Raw genomic sequence first — 19,280 nt, 5'->3', positions numbered from 1 at the left:
CCTGTACCGTCCGCGACGGCCCTTGGCCGTCGCCCAGAAGATCAACGCACAGGAGAAACCGTATCGCCCAGGGTCGGCCGCGGGGTACCGACTTTGAGGCAGCTTTGAGCGCTGGTTCCCCTGACCCACGGGGATCAAGGGGCGCCGGCGCGTGAGGGAACGCCCTCCGGACCCGTCTACGTGCCCGATCAGGCAGTAAGCGGCGGGAAAGACCTGCCCCTTGCGGAAGCCACTCCCGTCCAGGTGCTGCGGGTCACCGTCCCCACGGCGAGGCGGGAGGGCAGCCGCAAGCAGTCCAGCTACGCGAAGGCGTAGCCAACGTCCTGCCCTCCTACATCCAGGCGAGCTCGACGCTGAGCTGGGCACCCAGTTCCTGGAATCCCAAAGCGACCGCAACCCTCCGCGACGCGGGTGGCCGGGCGCGCCATTGCGGCAGCAGTCCAGCAGCGAATGCATGCACCACAGTTGCCGAAGCCGTCACCCGGGCGAGGCCTCGTCCCCGCCAGACGGGATCGGTCAACACGCTGATATGGGCGACCCCACCCGGCCAGGATCGGTATCCGGCAGCGGCGACCACCCCGCCGCCCGCGCGAACCACGAAGGCCGGCGAGGTGATTTCGCTGAGAGCGGCCTCCTCGGCGTCGTCCTCACCCGCGGCCTCCTCCAGGCTTCGAAGTTCAGGGTGGTCACTCGGAAGTTGCCGCACAGCCTGGCCGCCCGGCGAGGCGGAGAGGAATGTGTCCGGGGACACGTAGGACAAGGCTGCGGGACCAAGCACCTGGGCCACCGGCAGGACCTCACGGACCGCGTCGGCATCGGCAACCGCCGCCACGGGCAGCGCAGCCAGTCCATCCCGAACCAAGGCTGCCGAGCGCTTGGTAGGGGCGGTTACGACTGCCGCACCGCCCAAGGACACCACCCCGACCCAGCCGGCAGGGCACAGGCTCGACTCGGGCGAGGCGACAACGCTGACCCCTCCCCCGGGCGCGAAGGACACGGGCGCTGCCGCCAGGCCCTCCCACAGCGCACGGGCTCTGGCCAGCAAGGGGTCCATCGGCATGGTCGGATCTTGCCAACTCTGCGCCAGGCATCCCAGAGGTGTCGGTCAACCTGGCTCGATCGCGTGCCGGATTCGTGCCCGCGGCGGGCTCTGCCCGACACTCCTCGTCCGAGTGCTCATACTCCGGATGACCGACGGCCGCCACGAGGAGGGCCACGGCACGGGCGAGCCGCGTCGAGGGAGACGACGGGGCGGGTGGCTAGCCTGACCTGACCAGGACCCGGTCGGCGTCGGGAGCAGCCGTGGCAAGGCTGGGAGCGTGGAAGTGGCTGAGCAGGCGGAGCCACTGGCGCCGGCCCTCCTGCTGCTCCTCGCCGTGTCGATGGACTACGCCACGCCGCGGCTTCTCAGCGCTTCGGCTCTCTACGCGGCTGCGATCCTGATGGCCGCCCCTTTGCTGTCCCTGCGCGGGACCATCCTCACCGGGGTGAGTGCGCTCGTCCTCGACTGGGCCATGTTCTGGTATTTCGGCTATAGCCGGAGTGCGATCGCATTCAGCGAGCTCGCCATGGTGGCCACGGTGGCCGGGGTCGGGGTCTTCCTCAATCGCCTCCTGTACCACCGAAAGATGCAGCTCCAGTCGGTACGCGGTATTGCCGCCGCCGTTCAGCGTGCCGTTCTGCCGGGCCCGCCGGAGAGAATCGGTCCGCTGCGCTTCGCCGCACGCTACGAGGCTGCTCAGGCGGATGCGCAGATCGGCGGGGACCTCTACGCGGTACTCGACTCGCCCTACGGTGTGCGCTGTCTGATCGGTGATGTGCGCGGCAAGGGGATGGACGGTGTCGGCAACCTCTGCATCGGCGCGGAGAACGATCCCCGCTACGACGCACGCCGACTGGTCGAACTCCTCATCGCGGGACTGCGCCGACCCGACCGACCGTGATCGCCCTGACCGCCCGGCGCACCGGGCACGCGAACATCCTGCGCGAGACGCTCGACGGACAGAAGTCCGCCTGACCGGTGCGGGATCCCGACCGGATCAGTTCGCCGCCGCGAACCGGGACCCGGGCGCCGGCAACGGGTGGCGGCGTAGCGGACGGTGCCGCACCGGCCGTAGAAGAACCGGTGCGGCAGCGGCTGGATGTGGACCGAGGGGGGAGATTCCGTACACGCGTGGGACCCCCGAGGTTCACCCGCGGCCGGACGCGCGGTTCAGCGCCACGATCGGCGACGGTACGGCACCGCACGGGACGCGCGAAGCCCGCGAGGAATCCGCGCAAGAGCGTCACACAGGCTGCACACAGTCTTGAGAATGCCCCGTTAGCGTTGCAGGCCGCTCGATCCCACGTGCGAACGTGACCAGCCGAGGCCCGGCGTGGCGACGGCACGTCAACACAGGAAGACCGCAATGGACTACTGCTCCTCGTGCCGTCGGCATCTCAACGGCGCCCTGGTGTGCCCCGGATGCGGCGCCTACGCCCCGGACATCGCTCCGGTCACCACCGGCGGCCGCCCCACCCCGGCCCGGGCCGCGACGGCGGCGAAGGGCACTGCGAGGGGGTGGGACTTCAACGCCCCCGACATCCCCGACATGAGGTACGACGGACGTCCCGCCGACGGGGCGGCGTTCGAGGGCGGGACCGACGACGAATCGTGGACCGAAGCGCCCGGCGGCCCCGGTGCGCCCTACGGACGGGCAGCGCGGCGACGCCAGCGGGCCCGCTGGAAGAAGAACCAGCGCCGGGCCGTGGTCGCGACCGCCTTCGCGCTCGTCGGTGGTGGCCTGACCTTCGCCTCGATGGACCGGCACTCCGCGGAGCGCGCCGAGGCCGCCGCGGCACCGGACGTCGCGAGCATGGGCGGCTCGGACGGGCAGGCGCCGGAGCCCCCCGCGCTCCCGGCCCTGCCCGACACACAGCGGTCCGCTCACCCCTCCCCCACACAGTCGCCCGCGACCGGTCTGCCGCGGCACGGGTCCGCCACGCCCGGCACCCCCACCTCGTCGCCGGACACCCGACCGGACGCGGTCCCCGTGTCTCGAACGCCTTTGACCACGCAGACGATGCATACGGCGGCGCATACAGCGGCACAGCAACTGCCGGCGACCGCCCCGTCCGCCAGCGCACCGGTCACCGTTCCCAGCCACCCCGCTCCGGCGCCGAGTCAGACCGCCACGCCGGCTCCCTCCGGCGGCACGGACACAGGGACGTCGAAGCCGACCCCCGCGCCGCCGGCCACCTCGCCCTCGCACATCTGCCTGCTCGTGCTGTGCCTCGGCTGACCGGCTCGGCCGGCCCGGACGGGCACCGTCCGGGCATCACGTAGGGCCACACGCCCACCGATCGGACCACCGCGACGCCGGGCCCGGGACCATCCGGGCCCGGCGTTCCGCGTTCCTGGACCGTATATCGGTTCAGAGGAACGCCGGTTCGGCGGGCACCGCATGGGTGCGATCCGTCGTGGGCCGGGGCGGGGAGCGCGCCCCGCGTCACCGCGACCGCCGCCGCAAGGGCGCCGTGATCAGGACACGTTCCGGGCGACGGACGCGCCAGTACAACACGCCCAGGCCGGGCCCTCCTGCGCCCTGATGGTCCCGGACACGGGACCGCACGCGGCCCTTTCGAAGGCTTCGGCCGAGCCCCGCGCGGGAGTGCCCGTGACGAAGGAACCGGGGATATCGGGACAGAGGTGTCGGAGCCGCGAGGATTGTGCGGCCGGATCGTCACGCCTCACCCACGACAACGGGGAGACCGTGATCGAATCGGGTGGGCGTGCCAGTAGGCTGGGCCTCGCTGCGGCACCTCACCACCACTCGCCCTGGCGGAGTCGTGGCCGGCGGCGTTCGAGCCGTCGCACGGCATTTCGTCTCACGGCATGAGGATGAAGCAACAGGTGCTGATCGCGGACCGGTACCAGCTGGACACCACCATCGGACGTGGCGCGATGGGAGAGGTCTGGCGGGCGTACGACCGGATGCTCGGCCGGCCCGTCGCCGTCAAGATCCTGCTCGCCCAGAACGCCGATCCCACCGCGGACTCCCGTTTCCGCCTGGAAGCCCAGACCGCGGGGCTGCTGCACCACCCCCATGTGGTCGGCGTCCTCGACTTCGGGGAGCACGCGGACCGGCTGTTCCTGGTGATGGAACTGGTGGAGGGAGACAGCCTCGCCCGGGTTCTCGCCGACGGCGGGCCCCTGGCCGCCGAGCGGGTCGCCGACATCGCCGCACACGCCGCGGCGGGGCTCGCCGTGGCGCACGAACAGGGCATCGTCCACCGGGACATCAAGCCGGGCAATCTGCTCCTCGATGCGGACGGCACCCTGAAGATCGGCGACTTCGGCATCGCCCGCTTCATGGACGACCCGTCGGGAGCGCTCACCGCGACCGGGCAGATCGTCGGTACGAGCCTGTACATCGCCCCCGAGCGTGCCCTGGGAAAGCCCGCAGGGCCGGCCAGCGACGTGTACTCGCTCGGCTGTGTGCTCTACCAACTCCTCACCGGTCGGCCGCCGTTCCGCGCCGACACCGCGATCGGGATCCTCCACCAGCACCTCGACTCCGCCCCCGTGCCGCCGCGCGAGCTGGGCGTCGCCCTGCCGCCGGCGTTCGAGAACTACCTCCTCGGCCTGCTCGCCAAGCGGCCCGAGGACCGGCCCACCGCACGGCAGACCGCCGACTGGTTCGCCGCGGGCGCATGGCGGGGCCGCCCCGAACCGCTTCCTGCCGCGGCCCCGGAGCCACGTCAGGTCCCGGCGGCAGCGGAACCGCCGTCGCTCCCACGCCCGCAGACGGGCCCGCCGACGACGTACAAACTCCCGTCCGCGCCCGGGGTTCCGGGCCGTCGCGCCGCCCACCGTCAGCGGCCGTCGACGGGCACCTATCGGGACCGACCGCACATGGCGACGCACCGCGACCGGGCCTCGGTCGGGGGTCGCCGGGAGCGGCCGTCGATCCGCGCGCTCGTCGCCCGCTCGCCGCGCACGGTGGGGTGGATCGCCGCGGCGGCGCTGTTCCTGGCCGCGATGCTCGTGAGCATGGCCGTGTTCTCACCGGACAGCAGCTCGGCGCAGACACCCCAGGGGACCCGGTCGAGCCCGGCCGCCCCGACGCCCTGACCTCCGGGCGTCCACGACCGCCCAACTCCGGTTCCACGCGGTCAGGTTGAGTTGACGATACGTTGACCGACCGCAAAGAGACCGGTGGTGGTCACCGACTGTAGGTTCACCGGCATGCCCCCACAGCCCCCACGTCTCCCGGTGCTTCCGTACCGCAAGCCCACGCGTGGCCGCGACTACTGGGTTCTCGACGACGTGCTGCCGAACGTGGACGAGGTACGGGCCCGTTGTCTTGCCAAAGGCGAGGGCGACTGGACCAAGGGGTTTCCGTACACACAGGAGAGCTGGCCGGGGCTGCGTACCACGCCGGGCCTCGAGGCGGGCGAACTCGCCCGGATCGAGCGGCTGGTGCGCAAGGAGACCGGGGCACAGAAGCTGTGGCAGGAGACGGCACCGGGCGGCAGCACCCTCAACCACAACTGCATCCAGGTCGTCGGCAAGGACGAGGGGGAGCCGCGTCCGCACACCGACTCGCGGGCCCTGTGCCGCTATGCCGCGGTGCTCTACCTCAGCCCGAACGTCCCGAAGGACTACGGCACGAGCTTCTACCGGCAGAGCCTGCCCGGCGGCGTCCTCGGCGGCAACATGGTGCAGGCACCGCACACCGACCTGGTCGAGGCCCTGGGCACACGGTATGTCTCGCCGGACGCGTTCACCGAGGACATCCGCGTGCCACAGCGCTACAACCGACTGCTCCTGTACAAGGCCAACATCATGCACAGCGCCACCGGTTACTGGGGCAGCGAGCCGGCGGAGAAGCGCATGACGGCCGTCTTCTTCTGGATGGCCTGACCGGCCCGGCGGACGGTTCGGTCCGCAAGGGCCCGGTGCGGTTCGGACCGGGGCGCGCGGGCGGCGGGCCGTCAGCGGGACGGGGCGAGCGGAAGGTCGTCGGTGTAGGCGTTCACCGGCCGGGTGATCCGTTCGACGGTACGGGTGTCGAGCGCGACCGGCGCGGATGTCGTGGGTCCCGCCCGGATGCCAGATCCCTGTGACGGCCACCCAGGTGTCGGCGGGCGGGGCCGCGGACCCGTACGTCCGCACCTTCGCGGTCTCGGCGTCCGCGGCGCCCGCGGCGGCGACACCACACGCGGTGCACGTCGCCGCGTGCGCGTCTCGCCGGCCGGTGCTCCGGGCCGCGGCGACTGCCGACCGTCCCGCGGCCGATCCCGCTCACGGTGTGACGACCCCCACAGCGGGGGCCGTCAATTTTGCCTGTGGGAAAGGCTCTTGGTCCGCGCCGTACCCGTACCCCTGGCCGTCCGAACAACCAGGAGGTGCCATGCGCATTTCACGGAACGCGGTCGGGACCCTGTTCGTGGCGGGCGCCCTGACGCTGACACTGACTGCTCTCGTCTATCCCTCGATGCTGGGCGTACAGACCGCATCCAGCTCTCCGTCGCGCGTGATCGCCACCCCCTCGTCGGGTCCCCTCACCGAGGCGGACCGGGACTTCGTCGTCAAGGTGCGGGCGGCCGGCCTGTGGGAGTTCCCCTCCGGCGAGCTGGCCCTGAAGAAGGGCACGACCCCCGCCGTGCGCACCGCCGGTCAGCACCTGATCAACGGACATGCCGACCTCGACGCGACCTGCCGGAAGGTGGCCGCCGAGCTGGGCATCACGCTGCCGAACCAGCCGAGCCCCCAGCAGCAGGAGTTCGTCGCGACCCTGACCGCGGACCAGGGCAAGAAGTTCGACCAGGACCTGGCGAACATCCTGCGCGTGACGCACGGCCAGATCTTCCCGGTCATCGCCACCGTCCGGGCCACCACGAAGAACACTCTGGTCCGCCGGCTGGCCGACCAGGCGAACGACACGGTCCTCGACCACATCACGGTGATGGAGCAGACGGGTCTGGTGAACTTCGACTCGGTCCTGTTCCAGGAGACGACCCCGCCGAAGCTCCCGAAGAGCAGCATGACCCCGCCGCCCCCCGCGCCCGGCGAGCCGACGGTGATCCTCTCCCCGCCGGCGGGCTTCACCCCGCCGCCCTCGACGACTCCTTCGCCGGCGCCGACAACGGGCTGACCCCCGCTCGCCCCGCGGTGGGCGAGCGGGGGGACCGGACCCGAAAAGGTGGGCCCGGCGCTCTCCGGGGGAAAAGAGCGCCGGGCCCGTGCAGGATGGTCACGAGGACGCCGGAGGCGTCATGCGCGGGTGCGGGACGTACGGCGCCGCGTGGCGACCGCGATGCCCGCACCGGCCACCACGAGGGCCGCTGCGCCCGCGGCGATCGGCAGCGTGTTGCCGCCACCGCCCGTCTCGGCGAGACCGCCGGGCGCGGTGGACGAGCCGCCGTTCGGTGTCGGCGCCGCGGGCGCGCTGGACTGCGCGGCGGGCGGGGTCGAGGCCGAGGCGGACGGGGAGGCCGGGGTCGACGCGGGCGGGGTGGTGGCCGGCACGGAGGCCGGAGGCGTCGAGGCGGGCGGAGTGGTCCCCGGGGTGCTGGGCGGCTGAGTGGTGCAGTCCTTCGTACCGCCGTTCCAGGAGGCGATCAGCCTGTCCTTGATCACCGGGCGGTCCGGGCCCTTGGGCAGGTCACCGTGTTCGAAGCCGTCGTTCGCGCCGAGGTTCCCGTCGAACTTCACCTTGCCCCGGTACAGGTCGATCTGCGCGAAGCAGCCCGCGTCCGGCACCGAGATGTCCAGTGAGCCGGTCTCGCCCCGCTCCACCGTCACGGAGTCGAAGTCGTGAAAGACCTGCAGGCCGGAGGTGTTGAAGGTGGCGCCGTGGGCCCGGTACGAGGCGAGCGAGGCCGTGCAGGTGGTCGCGTCGCCCGCGACGCGCACCTTGATGTGGACCTTGCCGTCCTCGGTGGGCTTGAGGTTCTGGTCGTCGACGCGGACCGAGTCGGTGAAGGCGCTCCCGTCGAGCGAGAACTGGCAGTGGTCGGCCTCCGTCACCGTGCCCGGACCCGTGCCGGAGGCATAGCCGCGGCCGCTCTTGTTCCAGCCGTCGCCGCCGGGTGTACCGCCGGCCCAGGCGGCGCCGCCGGTGACGGCGGTGAGCGTGAGCGCCGCGGCGCCCGTCACCAGCAGCCTGCGTACGGTGACATGTCTCGCAACGGACATGCGTTCCCCCAACTTCATGAACCGAGACCCGGGCAAGGCAGGCGGGCGGCGCGAAGCCGCCGGGACCGTGGCCGGGCAGGAGTGGTCTAAGAGAAACACCGGGCTCACTGGTCACATGAGCCACAGTTCGAGCACATAGTCGATCAACTCGAATCGGCTGTCAACCTCGTTGAAAGCATGACCACTTGATGGTGCATCACGTTTCGGCCACATAAGGAACCAGGCGCTCCGGTCGGACGGCGGACCCCGTCGTCCCCTTCCGGCCCGGGTTCCGCCCGCCCCGGCTGTCGGTCCCGGCGGCTTGTCCGCTCAGTCCGGCGCGGCCGCAGCCCGCACCATCACGCAGTCGAACTCCACCACCCGTCCCGTGGACGCCTCCCGCGTGACGGGGTACATCCCGGTGATCTCGAAACCGCGGCTCTCGTACTCGGCGACGGCCTCCTGCATCCGCGGGCTGCCCTCGTACAGCCGCAGCAGAGCCACCTCCGACTGCAGTCCGACGAACTCCCCGGTGCGCTCACCGGCGCCCGCGAAGACCTCCAGGTCGTACCCCTGCGTGTCCATCTTCAGATAGGGGCGAGGGTGGTCGAGGCCGGCCAGCGCCTTGTCCATCACCCCGTCGAGCCGGCGGATCTCGATCTCCTCCGTCTGCGACTTCGCGAACCGGAGATAGCGGTCGCGGCCGTAGTCGCTCGGCGGCAGCAGAGAGTTCATGGTGTTCCAGGCCGTGTGGATGGACATGGTCTCGTCCTTGCGGCCCAGGCCGAAGGGGTGGACCGACCAGTCCGGGTCCCCTTCGGCCGCCTTCTCCAGCTTGGCGAAGGCGGCGGCCGTGGGTTCGAACGAGACGATGCGGCCGGTATAGCCGTGCCGGCGCAGCCGGCGAGCGTACTGGCCGGTGTTGGCCCCGACGTCGAACACACAGTTCACCTCGTACCGCGCGAGCAGCGCGGCCACGTGGTGGGCGCACAGATACTCGGCCGCCGCAAGCTGGAGTCCGCGTTCGTCGGCCGCCGCCCGCGGGTCGAGTACCAGGTGCCCTCCGCTGTCCCCGAGCCGCACGCTCTTCCACGCCTCGCTCGGTGCCTCCGGCTCCCCCTCGCGTCGCCGGGTGACCAGCCACTGGTCCGGCCCCACCTGCGCCACCGCGTACGGACGTCGGCCGGTGCGGGCCACCAGATCCGCACCCGGTCCCACGGGAAGCCGGGCACGGGCACCGCGGCGGGAGACCACGGCCTCACCGGGGCCGAGATCGACCACCCGCACCCCGAGTCGGGGGAGCAGCTTGACCAGGCTTCTGTAGAGGGTCTGCATCAAGCCACCCTGCCAGAGAGACCCTCGAACGCACCACCGAGCGGAGTGACGTTCCTCACAGCGGTCACGGCGCCTTCGGACCGCGAACCCCGGTGTCGCCCCGGTCCGGAACACCGCCTGCCGGCGGCCCGTGACACGGCACCCGTACCGGCCGACGAGCGCCCCGCGGCATGGCCCGCTTGGCCGAAGTCGTCGCCCTTACGAATGACTTCGGTCCCTCGCCTCGCGGACCGGGAACTCCGCTGCCTTCACCGTCGGTTCAACGGGCGGCGGATCGGTGTGCGGCACTTCCGGACGCCGACCGGTGCCAACGGACGACAGCGCGACCAGAGAAGGAGCGACACCGGCATGGTGTTCAAACGGCTGCTCGGGGCGATCGGCGTGGCCGGTCCCGAGGTGGACACGGTGCTCGACACCGGCGTGGCCCTGCCCGGCGGTCCGCTGTCCGGGCAGGTGCATCTGCGCGGCGGCGGCACGGCCGTGGAGATCGAGCACATCGGTCTCGAGCTGGTCGCGCGCGTGGAGGCCGAGCACGGGGAGGGGGAGAGCGAGGGCACGGTCGTCTTCGCCCGGTTCACGGTCGGGGGCGGCCTCCGGCTGGGCGAGGAGGAGCAGCGCAGTGTGCCGTTCAGCGTGCCGCTGCCGTGGGAGACGCCGATCACCGAGCTGTACGGGCAGCCGCTGGGCGTCGCCCTCGGCGTGCGCACGGAGCTGGCGGTCGCCGGCGCCACGGACCAGGGCGACCTGGATCCGCTGGCGGTGCGCCCGCTGCCGGTCCAGGAGGCGGTGCTGGAGGCATTCGGCCGGCTCGGCTTCGGCTTCCGCTCGGCGGACCTGGAGCACGGACGCATCGGCGGCACCGGGCAGCGGTTGCCCTTCTACCAGGAGATCGAGCTGGCCCCGGCCGTGCAGTACGCGCACGCGGTCGACGAGATCGAGCTGACCTTCCTCGCCGCACCTGAGCGTGTGGAGATCGTGCTCGAGGCGGACAAGCGGGGCGGTCTCCTCTCCTCGGGCCATGACACACTCGTCCGCTTCACGGCCGGCCACCAGGACGTCCACACCCGCGACTGGGCCGCGGACGTCGACGGCTGGGTCGGACAGCTGGTCGAACACCGGACGGCCCACGGTGCGCAGATGGCCTACGGAGGGCACGACCCGTACGCGGTGCACGGCCACCACGGCGATCACCACGGCCACCACGACGGTCATCACTCCGGCATCGGCACGGCGGTCGCCGCGGGCGCGGCGGGACTCGCCGTCGGTGTCGTCGGCGGGATGGTCGCGGCCGAGGTGGTGGACGAGATCGGGGACTTCTTCGAGGGGGAGGAGGACTGACCCGTCCTTCGTCCCGATCGGGGCCCGCCGCACACGCCCGGTGGTGGGCGTGCGGCCGCTCGTCCCGGCCGGCGGAGGGCTCACCGGAGCCGCCCGCGGCGGCCGACGGGGTCAGGGGGTGCCGGTTCCTCCGAAGAAGGAGGCCGTACCGGACGGCGTCGGCCCGGCGGACGCACCACCGGCCGAGGTCGGCCCACGGAGCGGGTCCGGCGCGCGTCCGCCGTCCTTGATCTCGACCACGTCCCCCACACGCAACTGCGCTTGGAGCCACTTCGCGTTCACGAGGTTCAGACCGATCCAGCCACTCGTCACGTCGTAGTGGCCGGGGGCCTTGGCGTCGTACACCAGACCGCCGAGATAGGTCCTCGTGCCGTCGCCCGCGCGGAGTTCGACCACCCAGGGGATCTTGGTGCCGTAGGCACCCTTGAGGCCGACGTCCTTGCCGGACACCGTCTTGATGGCCGCCAGGGCGGTGACCGTCATCCGTCCCGTAGGTGTGCGGGTACGCACCGTGCCCGCGGTGACGGGCAGTTCTCGGCCGTCGATGGTGAGCGTCCGCCGGGTGAGGTCCACCGTCACGGCGGGTCCCGTCCGGGTGGACGGCACGCTCGTCGGGATCGCGGCCGGGGAGGTCCATGACGGCGTGTCCGGTCCGGTGAGACCGAGCAGGACCACGACGCCCAGGGCCGTCGCGGCGGAGGCGCCGGCGATCCCGCCGGCCGTACGGCGGAGGCGTCGGCGCACGCCCGCCCGGCGTCGGATCTCCGCACCGGAGACGGGGGGCGGGGCCTGCCCGGACTCGGCCAGTGCACGCAGCCCGGCGGTGAGATCATCGGACACGGTGGTCCTCCCTCTCCTCCTCGCCGGTGGCCAGTTCTCGCGCCAGCGCCGCCCGGCCCCGGGACAGTCTGGCCTTGACCGTCCCCACCGGAGCACCGGTCTCGGAGGCTACCTGCTCCACGCTGAGGTCGCACAGATGGTGCAGAACCAGGGCCATCCGCTGCGCCTCGGGCAGTTTGCGCAACGCAGCCACGAGCGTGGCCCGTTCGGGACCGGGACCTGGAATGTGCTCGGGTGGCGGAGTACGACGCACCAGTTCGAGCCAACGGCGCGCCCGCCGCCAGCGGCTGACCGCGAGGCGCATCGCCACCGTCCGTATCCACGCCTCGGGTGCTCCGTCGGCCAGGAACTCCCGCCGCCGGTGCCAGGCACGTACGAACGCCTCCTGCACGACGTCCTGCGCCTCGCCGTGATCACCCGTGAACGCATAGAGCTGACCGGTAAGCCGTGGGAACGCGCCGGCGTAGAACGCGTCGAACTCTTCCTCGGTCATGCCCCCGCCACGCTCTCGGTCATGCCCCCGCCACGTGCTTGCCCCTGGCCCCGCCTCACGTCGCTGCGACATTCCGGAAAATTACGTAGCAACCCGGTCGTCTCGCCCGTGCGTACAGGTCCCGTACGTCGCACATGGAAACACACCACCAGGAAGGACACGATGAGCAGCGGAGCCGGGAGCCGGCGTCGGGGGCTCGTCCGGGCCGCCGCCGGGTGTGCCCCCGCGGCGCTCGCAAGCCAAGGGCGGACGGCCGCGCCGGACGCGAACGCCGGAGGGAAGACGGCGGCACGGCAGACCGTCGGCGCCGGGAGGCCGATGTCCGTCCCCTTCGGGGCCCTTCGGGCCGAAGGGCCGACATGCCTGTGTGGAGCGGCAGTTGAAGGTCGTCGCCGACGTCGCGGGCTACTGGAACCGGGTCCGGGCGGTCGACGTGCGCACGCACACCATGACGGCCGTCGGCGACGGCGCCACGCGCGCCGTCCCGGTCACGACGGGCGCCCCGGCATGGGCACCTGGAACGCCGGCTCCCGGGAGCCGGTCGCGCCGAGCGACGGCCGCGGCGACGGGAACGTCGGCCGGAACGACCGGCGGACGGGCGGCGCCTGGCGTGAACGCCCATGTGTGAGCCGGGCAAACGGGGGGTTCGCGGAGACCTCGAACGGTCCTCCACCACTGGCCTCTCGCATCCCCCGCACGGAAGCTGGGCCCATGGACGCCGCGCCCCGTGACGGTCTGCCGCCCTTCGAGGACCGCACCGACTTCGAGAACGCCGACCGCGGGTTCGTCTCCGCCCTCGTGCCCGGGGTGGTGACGGCCGACGACGGGCAGGTGGTGTGGGACGGGGACGCGTACGGGTTCCTCGACGGCGCCTGCCCCGACACCGCGCACCCCGGCCTGTGGCGGCAGTCGCAACTGTGCGCGCGGCAGGGGCTGTACGAGGTGACCGAGGGCGTCTACCAGGTGCGCGGGCTGGACCTGGCCAACATGACCCTGGTGGAGGGTCACGACGGCATCGTCGTCGTCGACCCGCTCGTCTCCACCGAGTGCGCGGCGGCCGCCCTCGCGCTCTACCGGCGGCACCGCGGGGAGCGGCCCGTCACCGGGCTGATCTACACCCACTCCCACGTGGACCACTTCGGCGGCGCCTGCGGTGTGCTGCCGACCGACGCGGAAGCCGGTGTGCCGGTCCTCGCACCCGTCGGGTTCCTGGAGCACGCGGTCAGCGAGAACGTGTTCGCCGGACCCGCCATCGCCCGGCGCGCCGGATTCATGTACGGCGCATCGCTGCCGAAGGCACCCGACGGGCAGATCGGCACCGGGCTCGGCACGACTGTGTCGACCGGGACGGTCACCCTTGTTCCGCCCACCGTCGACATCACGCACAGCGGGCAGACGGAGGTCGTCGACGGGGTACGGATCCTGTTCCAGCTGACGCCGGGCACCGAGGCACCGGCCGAGATGAACTTCCTCTTCACCGAGCAGCGGGCCCTGTGCCTCGCCGAGAACGTCACGCACACCCTGCACAACATCCTGACCCTGCGCGGCGCCCTCGTCCGCGACGCCCGCGTCTGGTCCCGGTACCTCGACGAGGCCATCGACTTCTTCGGCGACTCCTACGACGTGGCCTTCGCCTCTCACCACTGGCCGACCTGGGGACACGAGAACGTCGTCCGGTTGCTGGGGGAGCAGCGGGACCTGTACGCGTATCTGCACGACCAGACGCTGCGGCTGCTGAACGGCGGCCTGACGGGACCGGAGATCGCCGAGGAGCTGCGGCTGCCGCCCGCGCTGGAGGGCGCCTGGCACGCGCGGGGCTACTACGGCTCCCTGAACCACAACGTCAAGGCCGTCTACCAGCGGTACCTGGGCTGGTACGACGGCAACCCGGCCCATCTGTGGGAGCTTCCGCCGGTCCGGCTCGCCGAACGGTACGTGGAGATGGCGGGCGGACCCGCCGCGATACTCGCGGCGGCGCGCCGGTACGCCGACGCCGGGGATCTGCGCTTCGCGGCCACCCTCCTCAACCACCTCGTCTTCGCCGAACCGGGCGACGAGGAGGCGAGGCGGACGCTGGCAGGTGTGTACGAACGGCTCGGGCACGGGGCCGAGAACGGACCCTGGCGGAACATCTATCTGACCGGCGCGCGCGAGCTGCTGGAGGAAACGGGCGGTCCCGCCGTCATCACCGACACGGCCGAGCTGACGTCGGCGCTCTCCGTCGGGATGCTGCTGGACTCCATCGCGGTGCGTATCGACGGGCCCCGCGCCGCGCGGGAGCCACGGCTGATCATCGATCTGGTGGTGATCGACGAGCAACGCCGGTACCGGATCAATCTGGAGCACGGCGCACTCACGCACCGCAGCATGCCGCTGCACCGCACTCCCAAGCCGAAGGCCGGCCTGACGCTCACCCTCACCCGTCCGGAACTTTTGGGCCTGCTTGCGGGCAAGGGCCTCGCGGGCATCGAGACGGACGGGGACCGGGGGCTGCTGAAGCGGCTGTTCTCCTATGTGACACAACCGGACCGTGAGTTCCCGATCGTCACGCCCTAGACCGTATGGCGAACCGGCGCCTCCCCGTGCGCGTCGGCCCGGTCCGCCGGGAGCGGGCGGTCACAGCGGCGGCTGCGCCGGTGCCGGGCCGAGGGTCGTCGTGCCGGGAGCCGTGCGGTGGCCGAGGCCCGTACGGTAGGCGTCCAGGGCGGCCTCCACCCGGCCGGTACGGCGCAGCAGATCGCCGAGCAGCCTGCACAGGTCCGCGAGGTCGCCGGCGGCTCCCGCCCGCTCCAGCACGCTGAGCGCACGCACGTAGTGCTCCTCGGCGGCCTCTGTGTCGCGGGCGTCCTCCGCGATGATGCCGAGGAGGCGGTGCGCGGCGGCGGAGTGCACCGCGCCGCGCTCGGGGCCGATGTCACCGAGGACGCCGTGCAGCAGTTCCGCGGCCTCCTCGGACTTGCCGCGCCGGTGCAGCACGTCCGCCAGCTCCACCGCGACCTGACTGCTGTAGAGGGCGGCCCGCTTCTCGGCGAGCATGGCGAGCGCTTCACGCAACTCGTGTTCCGCACGCTCCAGTTCGCCGTTCTGCGCGTACAGATAGCCGCGCATCCAGTGGCAGTTGGCCAGTTCGGTGCGGATCTGCAGCTGCCGGTACAGCTCGGCGGCCTTGGCGAGAGAGGCGTCCGCCTCGGCGACCCGGCCCTCCGCGAGGAGCGTGCGGGCCACCGATCGGTGCATCCGCGCGACGAGCGCCGGGTCGCCCACCTGCGGCGCGAGGGCGAGGGCGAACTCGGCGGCCTGCGCCGCCCGCGCGTGCGCCCCCATGTCCATGTACGGGCCTATGGCGCTCGCGTAGAGCAGCAGCAGGGCGTCCGGGTCGTGCAGTCCTGAGCGGTTGAGCTCGTCGAGCGTCGACTCCAGCAGGTAGCAGGCGTAGCGGAGTTCGCCGGCGAGGTAGTGGGAGACGGCGCGGCCGCGCAGCGCCGGGACCCGGCTGGGCAGCGGCGCGTCGGCCAGGCTCTTCTCCGCGCGCTCGAAGTGCCGCCGCGCCGCAGCCAGGTCACCGACGTCCAGGGCGCACTCGCCCAGCCCGAGCTGTGCGGCGGCCCGCTCGGCGTCGAGCCCGTGCGTCTCGGCCTCGGCCAGCAGCGCGGCGTACTGCTCGGCCGCCACCTCTGCCTCTCCGGTGGCGAGGGTGCGCTGGGCGTCGGTCAGCCTGAGCCGCAGGGTGGTGGCGAGGTGGGCGGGGCGTCCGGTGGCCAGCTCGTCGAAGGCGACACCGAGCCGCTCGGACAGATGCCGGAGCGCCTCGTCGGAGGGACGGACGCGTCCGGCCTCCAAGGTGGAGATGTAGGCGGGCGTGTACGCGGGCTCGGCCAACTGCTTCTGCGTCATGCCGCGCTCGCGCCGCAGTTGCTGCACCCTGCGCCCGATCGTCTCCGGGTCGTCTCGCTCCGCCATGCGATTAATCATGCCAGTAAGCACAGTTATGAAGACCGGAATCCTGACCCTGGTTCAATCTTGCGCACGGGGGGCCCAACTTCCCTTGGTGCTCTTCCGGTTCTGCCGTCCCACCCCCTACGTTAGAAGCGCCTTAAGCATGCTTAATCCATCGCTGTCATTGCGAGGTCGGTTGCCGTGCTCGGACGCCTTTCCGTTCATCGCGGACGCATATCGCCCCGCTACGCCAGAGGATTCGCCGCAGCAGTCGTCGCCGTGGCCGCCCTGATCACGGCGGCCAACACGGGTCCGGCCCGGGCGACGGAGCCCCTGCCCGCCCAGCACGTCATACAGGACCCGCGCTGAACCGACCGGACGAGGTCGGCGGCGACGGGACGCCCCGGGCGGCGGCCGCCGGCGGAGATCCCCCCTCCCGCCGGCGGCCGCCTTCTTCATGGCCGGCTGCGGGCCCCGGAGACCTCGATGCCGGGGGACGGCCCGGCGCATACCCTGGCCCCGTGACCTCCCCCGCCGCACGCACCGCGCTGGACCTCACCGCCGACCTCCCGATCGGCGACCTGGAGGAGTGCTACCGGGATCTGCACCGCCATCCCGAGCTGTCGCTGCGTGAGCACCGGACCGCCGGGAAGCTCGCCGAGCGCCTCCGCACGGCCGGATACGAGACCGCCGAGGGTATCGGCGGAACCGGGATCGCCGGGGTGCTGCGCAACGGCGGCGGGCCCACCGTCCTGCTGCGGGCCGACATGGACGCTCTTCCGGTCGCCGAGGAGACGGGTCTGCCGTACGCCTCGCAGGTGCCGGGCGTGATGCACGCCTGCGGGCACGACCTGCACGTCACCTGGCTGGCGGGCGCGGCCCGAGCGCTGGCCGCGGGACGCGAGACCTGGTCGGGCACGCTGCTCGTGGTGGGCCAGCCCGCCGAGGAGAGCGGTGAGGGTGCCCGGGCGATGGTCGCGGACGGGCTGTACGACCGCGTCCCGCGCCCCGACGTCCTGCTCGCCCAGCACGCGGCGCCGGGCCCGGCCGGGCTCTACGCGCACTCCCCGGGCCTGATCCTGTCCGCCTCCACGGACGTGGACATCGTCGTGCACGGCCGGGGCGGTCACGGCTCGCGCCCGGAGTCGACCGTCGACCCCGTGGTGACGGCCGCCTACCTCGTCACCCGGCTGCAGACCGTCGTCAGCCGGGAGGTCGCGCCGCGTGACTCGGCGGTGCTGACGGTGGGCCGGATCGAGGCGGGCACCGGGAACAACATCATCCCCTCGACCGCGCGCATCGCGCTGAACCTGCGCACGCAGTCGGCCCGGGTACGGGACCGGATGGTCACCGCGATCCAGCGCATCGCGGCGGGCGAGTGCCTGGCCGCGGGCTGTCCGCGCAAGCCCGAGGTGATCATCGGCGCCGACTTCCCGGTCACGGTCAACGACGCCGACACCGACCGCCGCGTCACCTCCGTGCACGGAGAGGTGTTCGGCCCGGGCACGGTCTTCGACCCGGGCCCGGCGATGGGCAGCGAGGACTTTCCCGACCTGGCCCCGGACGGGGTCCCGTACGCGTACTGGTTCGTGACGAGCACCCCGGCCGAGGTCTGGGAGGCGGCGCCCGGCACGGACCTCATGGAGAAGTTCGCAGCGGTCCCGAGCAACCACAGCCCCCGCTTCGCACCCGACCTGTCCACCGTCGCACCCGGCGTGCGAGCGCTGGTGTCGGGCGCGCTGGCGCACTTGTCGGTGGCATGAGCCGGTCGTCGCCCGTTCCGGCACGACGCGGTCCCCGGCGGCCGCCGCACGACGGGAGGCTCAGTGGACCCGACGGCGCACGGGGCGCGGAGCGGCGTGGTGCTCACACCCCGGCGCCCCCGGCCGGGCACCGTCACGGCTGTGTCTGGAGCTGACGCTGCAGCCGGAGCAGGTGCTCCTGGACATGGTGCAGGGCGCCCTCACGGCGTCCTGGTACCCGTTCCCGCAATGCGACGAGGGCGGGGCCCAGCGCGCGGGCCCGCGCCGCGTCGCCCATGCGGCCCCATTGGTGGTGGGCGCGGTCGACGGCCGCCTCCACCGCCGTATCCGCCGGGCTCTGGCCGGCCGAGAGCCGGGCGGTGGCGACCGCCAGCCAGGTCTCGCAGCTGCGGCCGGCGTCGCCCGCGAGCATCGCGAGGTCGGCGCGGACCTCCATCCAGTGCAGTGCCTCCTCGGACCCGGGTCCGTGCGACCGCAGCGCGATCTGCTCCCACTGCGCGGCGAGCGCGGCCGCCTCCGCGTGCCGGCCGTCCTCGACGGCTGCGGTGAGCGCGGCGTGCGGGTCCGGGCGCGTGGCCGCGGGCGGTACGGGTGCGAACGACGGCGGCGTGAGCGGACCCCGTCCCGGATTCGGCCCGCCGGGGGTGAGGACGATGTCCCCCGGTCCGCCCGTCTCCGCCTGCGCCCGGGTCAGCGCCTGGTGGTGCAGGGTCGCCGGGTCCGGGCGGAGGCCACTGCGCAAAAGGGTCGCCACGGCCTTCATGTACGCCGGGACCGCCAGCGCGCGGCGCGGTGGCGGCGGGGCCACGCGGCCGTAGAGCAGGACGGCGGGGCCGCAGTCGAGAGGCGCGGTGCGCAGGTACCGCCAGGTCTCGGAGTCCGCGTGCAGATCTGCGAACACCGTCGTGGTCCCGGGCGGACGCAGCCGCAGCTCCTCGCGGATCCACTGCCAGGGGAAGCCGGTGTAGCGGACCGTGGCCGGGGTGGTGCGGGCCAGCGCCAGGTACGGCAGGTGCTGGCGGCGGTCGAGCTGGAGCTGCCCACTGAGGAACATCGTCAGCGGGCCGGGGGCGGTCGCGGCGGCCCGCAGCCGGGTGAGGACGGCCTGCGGCTCGAGCGGGTCGGCGAGTTCGACCACGTTCGCGGTGTCCGTGCCGGACAGCACCGGCGGGGCCACTGCCGCGAGCACCGGAAGCACGGAGGCCGCGTCCACCAGACACCCCTTGCCCGCCGGTGAGGCCGCGAGCAGCAGCACGGTTCCGGGCATCGTTGTCTCCCCCGATCGATCAGCCACGGCAGCACCGTAACCGCTGCGCCTGCAAAGCTGCGACGGAGGAAGTGCACAGGCACACGTATGGCCTGGTGGGGCGACGGTGTCCGATGGGCGCGGCGCCACGGGCGGACGCGGCGATGA

The 19,280-nt window shown here is 72.5% G+C and carries 18 protein-coding genes and 1 pseudogene; 11 read left to right on the top strand and 8 right to left on the bottom strand.

Features of this window, described 5'->3' with window-relative positions; all coding sequences use genetic code 11:
• Nucleotides 1-180 precede the first annotated feature (180 nt).
• Nucleotides 181-315, top strand: coding sequence for a hypothetical protein (locus VXC91_RS26275; RefSeq protein ID WP_329509809.1), 135 nt, complete (start codon nucleotides 181-183; stop codon nucleotides 313-315).
• Between the two features lie 16 nt (nucleotides 316-331).
• Here VXC91_RS26275 and VXC91_RS26270 read toward each other — a convergent pair whose 3' ends face one another.
• Nucleotides 332-1,060 (bottom strand): GNAT family N-acetyltransferase, encoded by a 729-nt coding sequence (locus VXC91_RS26270; RefSeq protein WP_329509808.1) that lies wholly within the window; start codon nucleotides 1,058-1,060, stop codon nucleotides 332-334.
• A gap of 265 nt (nucleotides 1,061-1,325) precedes the next feature.
• Here VXC91_RS26270 and VXC91_RS26265 point away from each other — a divergent pair, with 265 nt between their 5' ends.
• The 4 genes from VXC91_RS26265 to VXC91_RS26250 all read left to right on the top strand — a co-directional run bounded on the left by VXC91_RS26265 (nucleotide 1,326) and on the right by VXC91_RS26250 (nucleotide 5,905).
• A complete protein-coding gene (locus VXC91_RS26265) occupies nucleotides 1,326-1,943 on the top strand; it encodes a hypothetical protein (protein ID WP_329509807.1) in 618 nt (205 codons plus the stop codon).
• Between the two features lie 465 nt (nucleotides 1,944-2,408).
• Nucleotides 2,409-3,281, top strand: a complete 873-nt coding sequence (locus VXC91_RS26260; RefSeq protein ID WP_329509806.1) for an SCO2400 family protein — start codon at nucleotides 2,409-2,411, stop codon at nucleotides 3,279-3,281.
• 593 nt (nucleotides 3,282-3,874) lie between these two features.
• Nucleotides 3,875-5,113 (top strand): serine/threonine-protein kinase, encoded by a 1,239-nt coding sequence (locus VXC91_RS26255; RefSeq protein WP_408057476.1) that lies wholly within the window; start codon nucleotides 3,875-3,877, stop codon nucleotides 5,111-5,113.
• A 114-nt stretch (nucleotides 5,114-5,227) separates the two neighbouring features.
• Entirely contained in the window at nucleotides 5,228-5,905 is a 678-nt protein-coding gene (locus VXC91_RS26250; RefSeq protein ID WP_329509805.1) for a DUF6445 family protein, read from the top strand.
• Nucleotides 5,906-5,976: 71 nt separating this feature from the next.
• On the opposite strand, the pseudogene VXC91_RS26245 reads toward VXC91_RS26250, so the two are convergent.
• Nucleotides 5,977-6,181: pseudogene (locus VXC91_RS26245) on the bottom strand (TIGR03943 family putative permease subunit); the annotation flags it as partial.
• A gap of 214 nt (nucleotides 6,182-6,395) precedes the next feature.
• On the opposite strand from VXC91_RS26245, the gene VXC91_RS26240 reads away from it, so the two are divergent.
• Entirely contained in the window at nucleotides 6,396-7,139 is a 744-nt protein-coding gene (locus tag VXC91_RS26240) for a DUF4142 domain-containing protein (RefSeq protein WP_329509804.1), read from the top strand.
• A gap of 119 nt (nucleotides 7,140-7,258) precedes the next feature.
• Here the strand turns inward: VXC91_RS26240 and VXC91_RS26235 are convergent, their stop codons facing one another.
• On the bottom strand, nucleotides 7,259-8,182 hold the full coding sequence (locus VXC91_RS26235; RefSeq protein WP_329509803.1) for an LAETG motif-containing sortase-dependent surface protein: 924 nt from the start codon (nucleotides 8,180-8,182) through the stop codon (nucleotides 7,259-7,261).
• A 309-nt stretch (nucleotides 8,183-8,491) separates the two neighbouring features.
• A complete protein-coding gene (locus tag VXC91_RS26230) occupies nucleotides 8,492-9,496 on the bottom strand; it encodes an FkbM family methyltransferase (RefSeq protein WP_329509802.1) in 1,005 nt (334 codons plus the stop codon).
• Between the two features lie 348 nt (nucleotides 9,497-9,844).
• Here VXC91_RS26230 and VXC91_RS26225 point away from each other — a divergent pair, with 348 nt between their 5' ends.
• On the top strand, nucleotides 9,845-10,834 hold the full coding sequence (locus VXC91_RS26225; RefSeq protein WP_329509801.1) for a sporulation protein: 990 nt from the start codon (nucleotides 9,845-9,847) through the stop codon (nucleotides 10,832-10,834).
• 111 nt (nucleotides 10,835-10,945) lie between these two features.
• Here the strand turns inward: VXC91_RS26225 and VXC91_RS26220 are convergent, their stop codons facing one another.
• Both VXC91_RS26220 and VXC91_RS26215 read right to left on the bottom strand, forming a co-directional pair.
• Entirely contained in the window at nucleotides 10,946-11,674 is a 729-nt protein-coding gene (locus tag VXC91_RS26220) for a L,D-transpeptidase (protein WP_329509800.1), read from the bottom strand.
• Nucleotides 11,664-12,167, bottom strand: a complete 504-nt coding sequence (locus VXC91_RS26215; RefSeq protein ID WP_329509799.1) for a SigE family RNA polymerase sigma factor — start codon at nucleotides 12,165-12,167, stop codon at nucleotides 11,664-11,666. The genes VXC91_RS26220 and VXC91_RS26215 overlap by 11 nt, the downstream gene beginning before the upstream one ends.
• Nucleotides 12,168-12,534: 367 nt before the next feature.
• Here VXC91_RS26215 and VXC91_RS26210 point away from each other — a divergent pair, with 367 nt between their 5' ends.
• Both VXC91_RS26210 and VXC91_RS26205 read left to right on the top strand, forming a co-directional pair.
• Complete coding sequence (locus VXC91_RS26210; protein WP_329509798.1) at nucleotides 12,535-12,795, top strand: hypothetical protein; 261 nt, start codon at nucleotides 12,535-12,537, stop codon at nucleotides 12,793-12,795.
• Between the two features lie 83 nt (nucleotides 12,796-12,878).
• The gene (locus VXC91_RS26205; RefSeq protein ID WP_329509797.1) at nucleotides 12,879-14,723 is read left to right on the top strand and encodes an alkyl/aryl-sulfatase; all 1,845 of its coding nucleotides are present in this window, start codon (nucleotides 12,879-12,881) and stop codon (nucleotides 14,721-14,723) included.
• Between the two features lie 60 nt (nucleotides 14,724-14,783).
• Here the strand turns inward: VXC91_RS26205 and VXC91_RS26200 are convergent, their stop codons facing one another.
• Nucleotides 14,784-16,127, bottom strand: a complete 1,344-nt coding sequence (locus tag VXC91_RS26200) for a helix-turn-helix domain-containing protein (RefSeq protein WP_329509796.1) — start codon at nucleotides 16,125-16,127, stop codon at nucleotides 14,784-14,786.
• 177 nt (nucleotides 16,128-16,304) lie between these two features.
• Here VXC91_RS26200 and VXC91_RS26195 point away from each other — a divergent pair, with 177 nt between their 5' ends.
• Both VXC91_RS26195 and VXC91_RS26190 read left to right on the top strand, forming a co-directional pair.
• Nucleotides 16,305-16,472 (top strand): hypothetical protein, encoded by a 168-nt coding sequence (locus tag VXC91_RS26195; RefSeq protein ID WP_329509795.1) that lies wholly within the window; start codon nucleotides 16,305-16,307, stop codon nucleotides 16,470-16,472.
• A 152-nt stretch (nucleotides 16,473-16,624) separates the two neighbouring features.
• Complete coding sequence (locus VXC91_RS26190; RefSeq protein WP_329509794.1) at nucleotides 16,625-17,866, top strand: amidohydrolase; 1,242 nt, start codon at nucleotides 16,625-16,627, stop codon at nucleotides 17,864-17,866.
• Nucleotides 17,867-17,999: 133 nt separating this feature from the next.
• On the opposite strand, the gene VXC91_RS26185 is transcribed toward VXC91_RS26190, so the two are convergent.
• A complete protein-coding gene (locus VXC91_RS26185) occupies nucleotides 18,000-19,133 on the bottom strand; it encodes a hypothetical protein (protein WP_329509793.1) in 1,134 nt (377 codons plus the stop codon).
• Between the last annotated feature and the right edge of the window lie 147 nt (nucleotides 19,134-19,280).

This window comes from Streptomyces chiangmaiensis (genome assembly GCF_036281785.1).
Lineage (GTDB): Bacteria > Actinomycetota > Actinomycetes > Streptomycetales > Streptomycetaceae > Streptomyces > Streptomyces chiangmaiensis.
This window is presented reverse-complemented; position numbering and strand designations above follow the sequence as displayed.

Bases quoted from the DNA above. Each gene is read 5' to 3' on its own strand.
- VXC91_RS26270 (WP_329509808.1), bottom strand. From the start codon at position 1,060: ATGCCGATGGACCCCTTGCTGGCCAGAGCCCGTGCGCTGTGGGAGGGC.
- VXC91_RS26260 (WP_329509806.1), top strand. From the start codon at position 2,409: ATGGACTACTGCTCCTCGTGCCGTCGGCATCTCAACGGCGCCCTGGTG.
- VXC91_RS26255 (WP_408057476.1), top strand. From the start codon at position 3,875: ATGAGGATGAAGCAACAGGTGCTGATCGCGGACCGGTACCAGCTGGAC.
- VXC91_RS26250 (WP_329509805.1), top strand. From the start codon at position 5,228: ATGCCCCCACAGCCCCCACGTCTCCCGGTGCTTCCGTACCGCAAGCCC.
- VXC91_RS26240 (WP_329509804.1), top strand. From the start codon at position 6,396: ATGCGCATTTCACGGAACGCGGTCGGGACCCTGTTCGTGGCGGGCGCC.
- VXC91_RS26235 (WP_329509803.1), bottom strand. From the start codon at position 8,182: ATGTCCGTTGCGAGACATGTCACCGTACGCAGGCTGCTGGTGACGGGC.
- VXC91_RS26230 (WP_329509802.1), bottom strand. From the start codon at position 9,496: ATGCAGACCCTCTACAGAAGCCTGGTCAAGCTGCTCCCCCGACTCGGG.
- VXC91_RS26225 (WP_329509801.1), top strand. From the start codon at position 9,845: ATGGTGTTCAAACGGCTGCTCGGGGCGATCGGCGTGGCCGGTCCCGAG.
- VXC91_RS26215 (WP_329509799.1), bottom strand. From the start codon at position 12,167: ATGACCGAGGAAGAGTTCGACGCGTTCTACGCCGGCGCGTTCCCACGG.
- VXC91_RS26205 (WP_329509797.1), top strand. From the start codon at position 12,879: ATGGACGCCGCGCCCCGTGACGGTCTGCCGCCCTTCGAGGACCGCACC.
- VXC91_RS26200 (WP_329509796.1), bottom strand. From the start codon at position 16,127: ATGGCGGAGCGAGACGACCCGGAGACGATCGGGCGCAGGGTGCAGCAA.
- VXC91_RS26185 (WP_329509793.1), bottom strand. From the start codon at position 19,133: ATGCCCGGAACCGTGCTGCTGCTCGCGGCCTCACCGGCGGGCAAGGGG.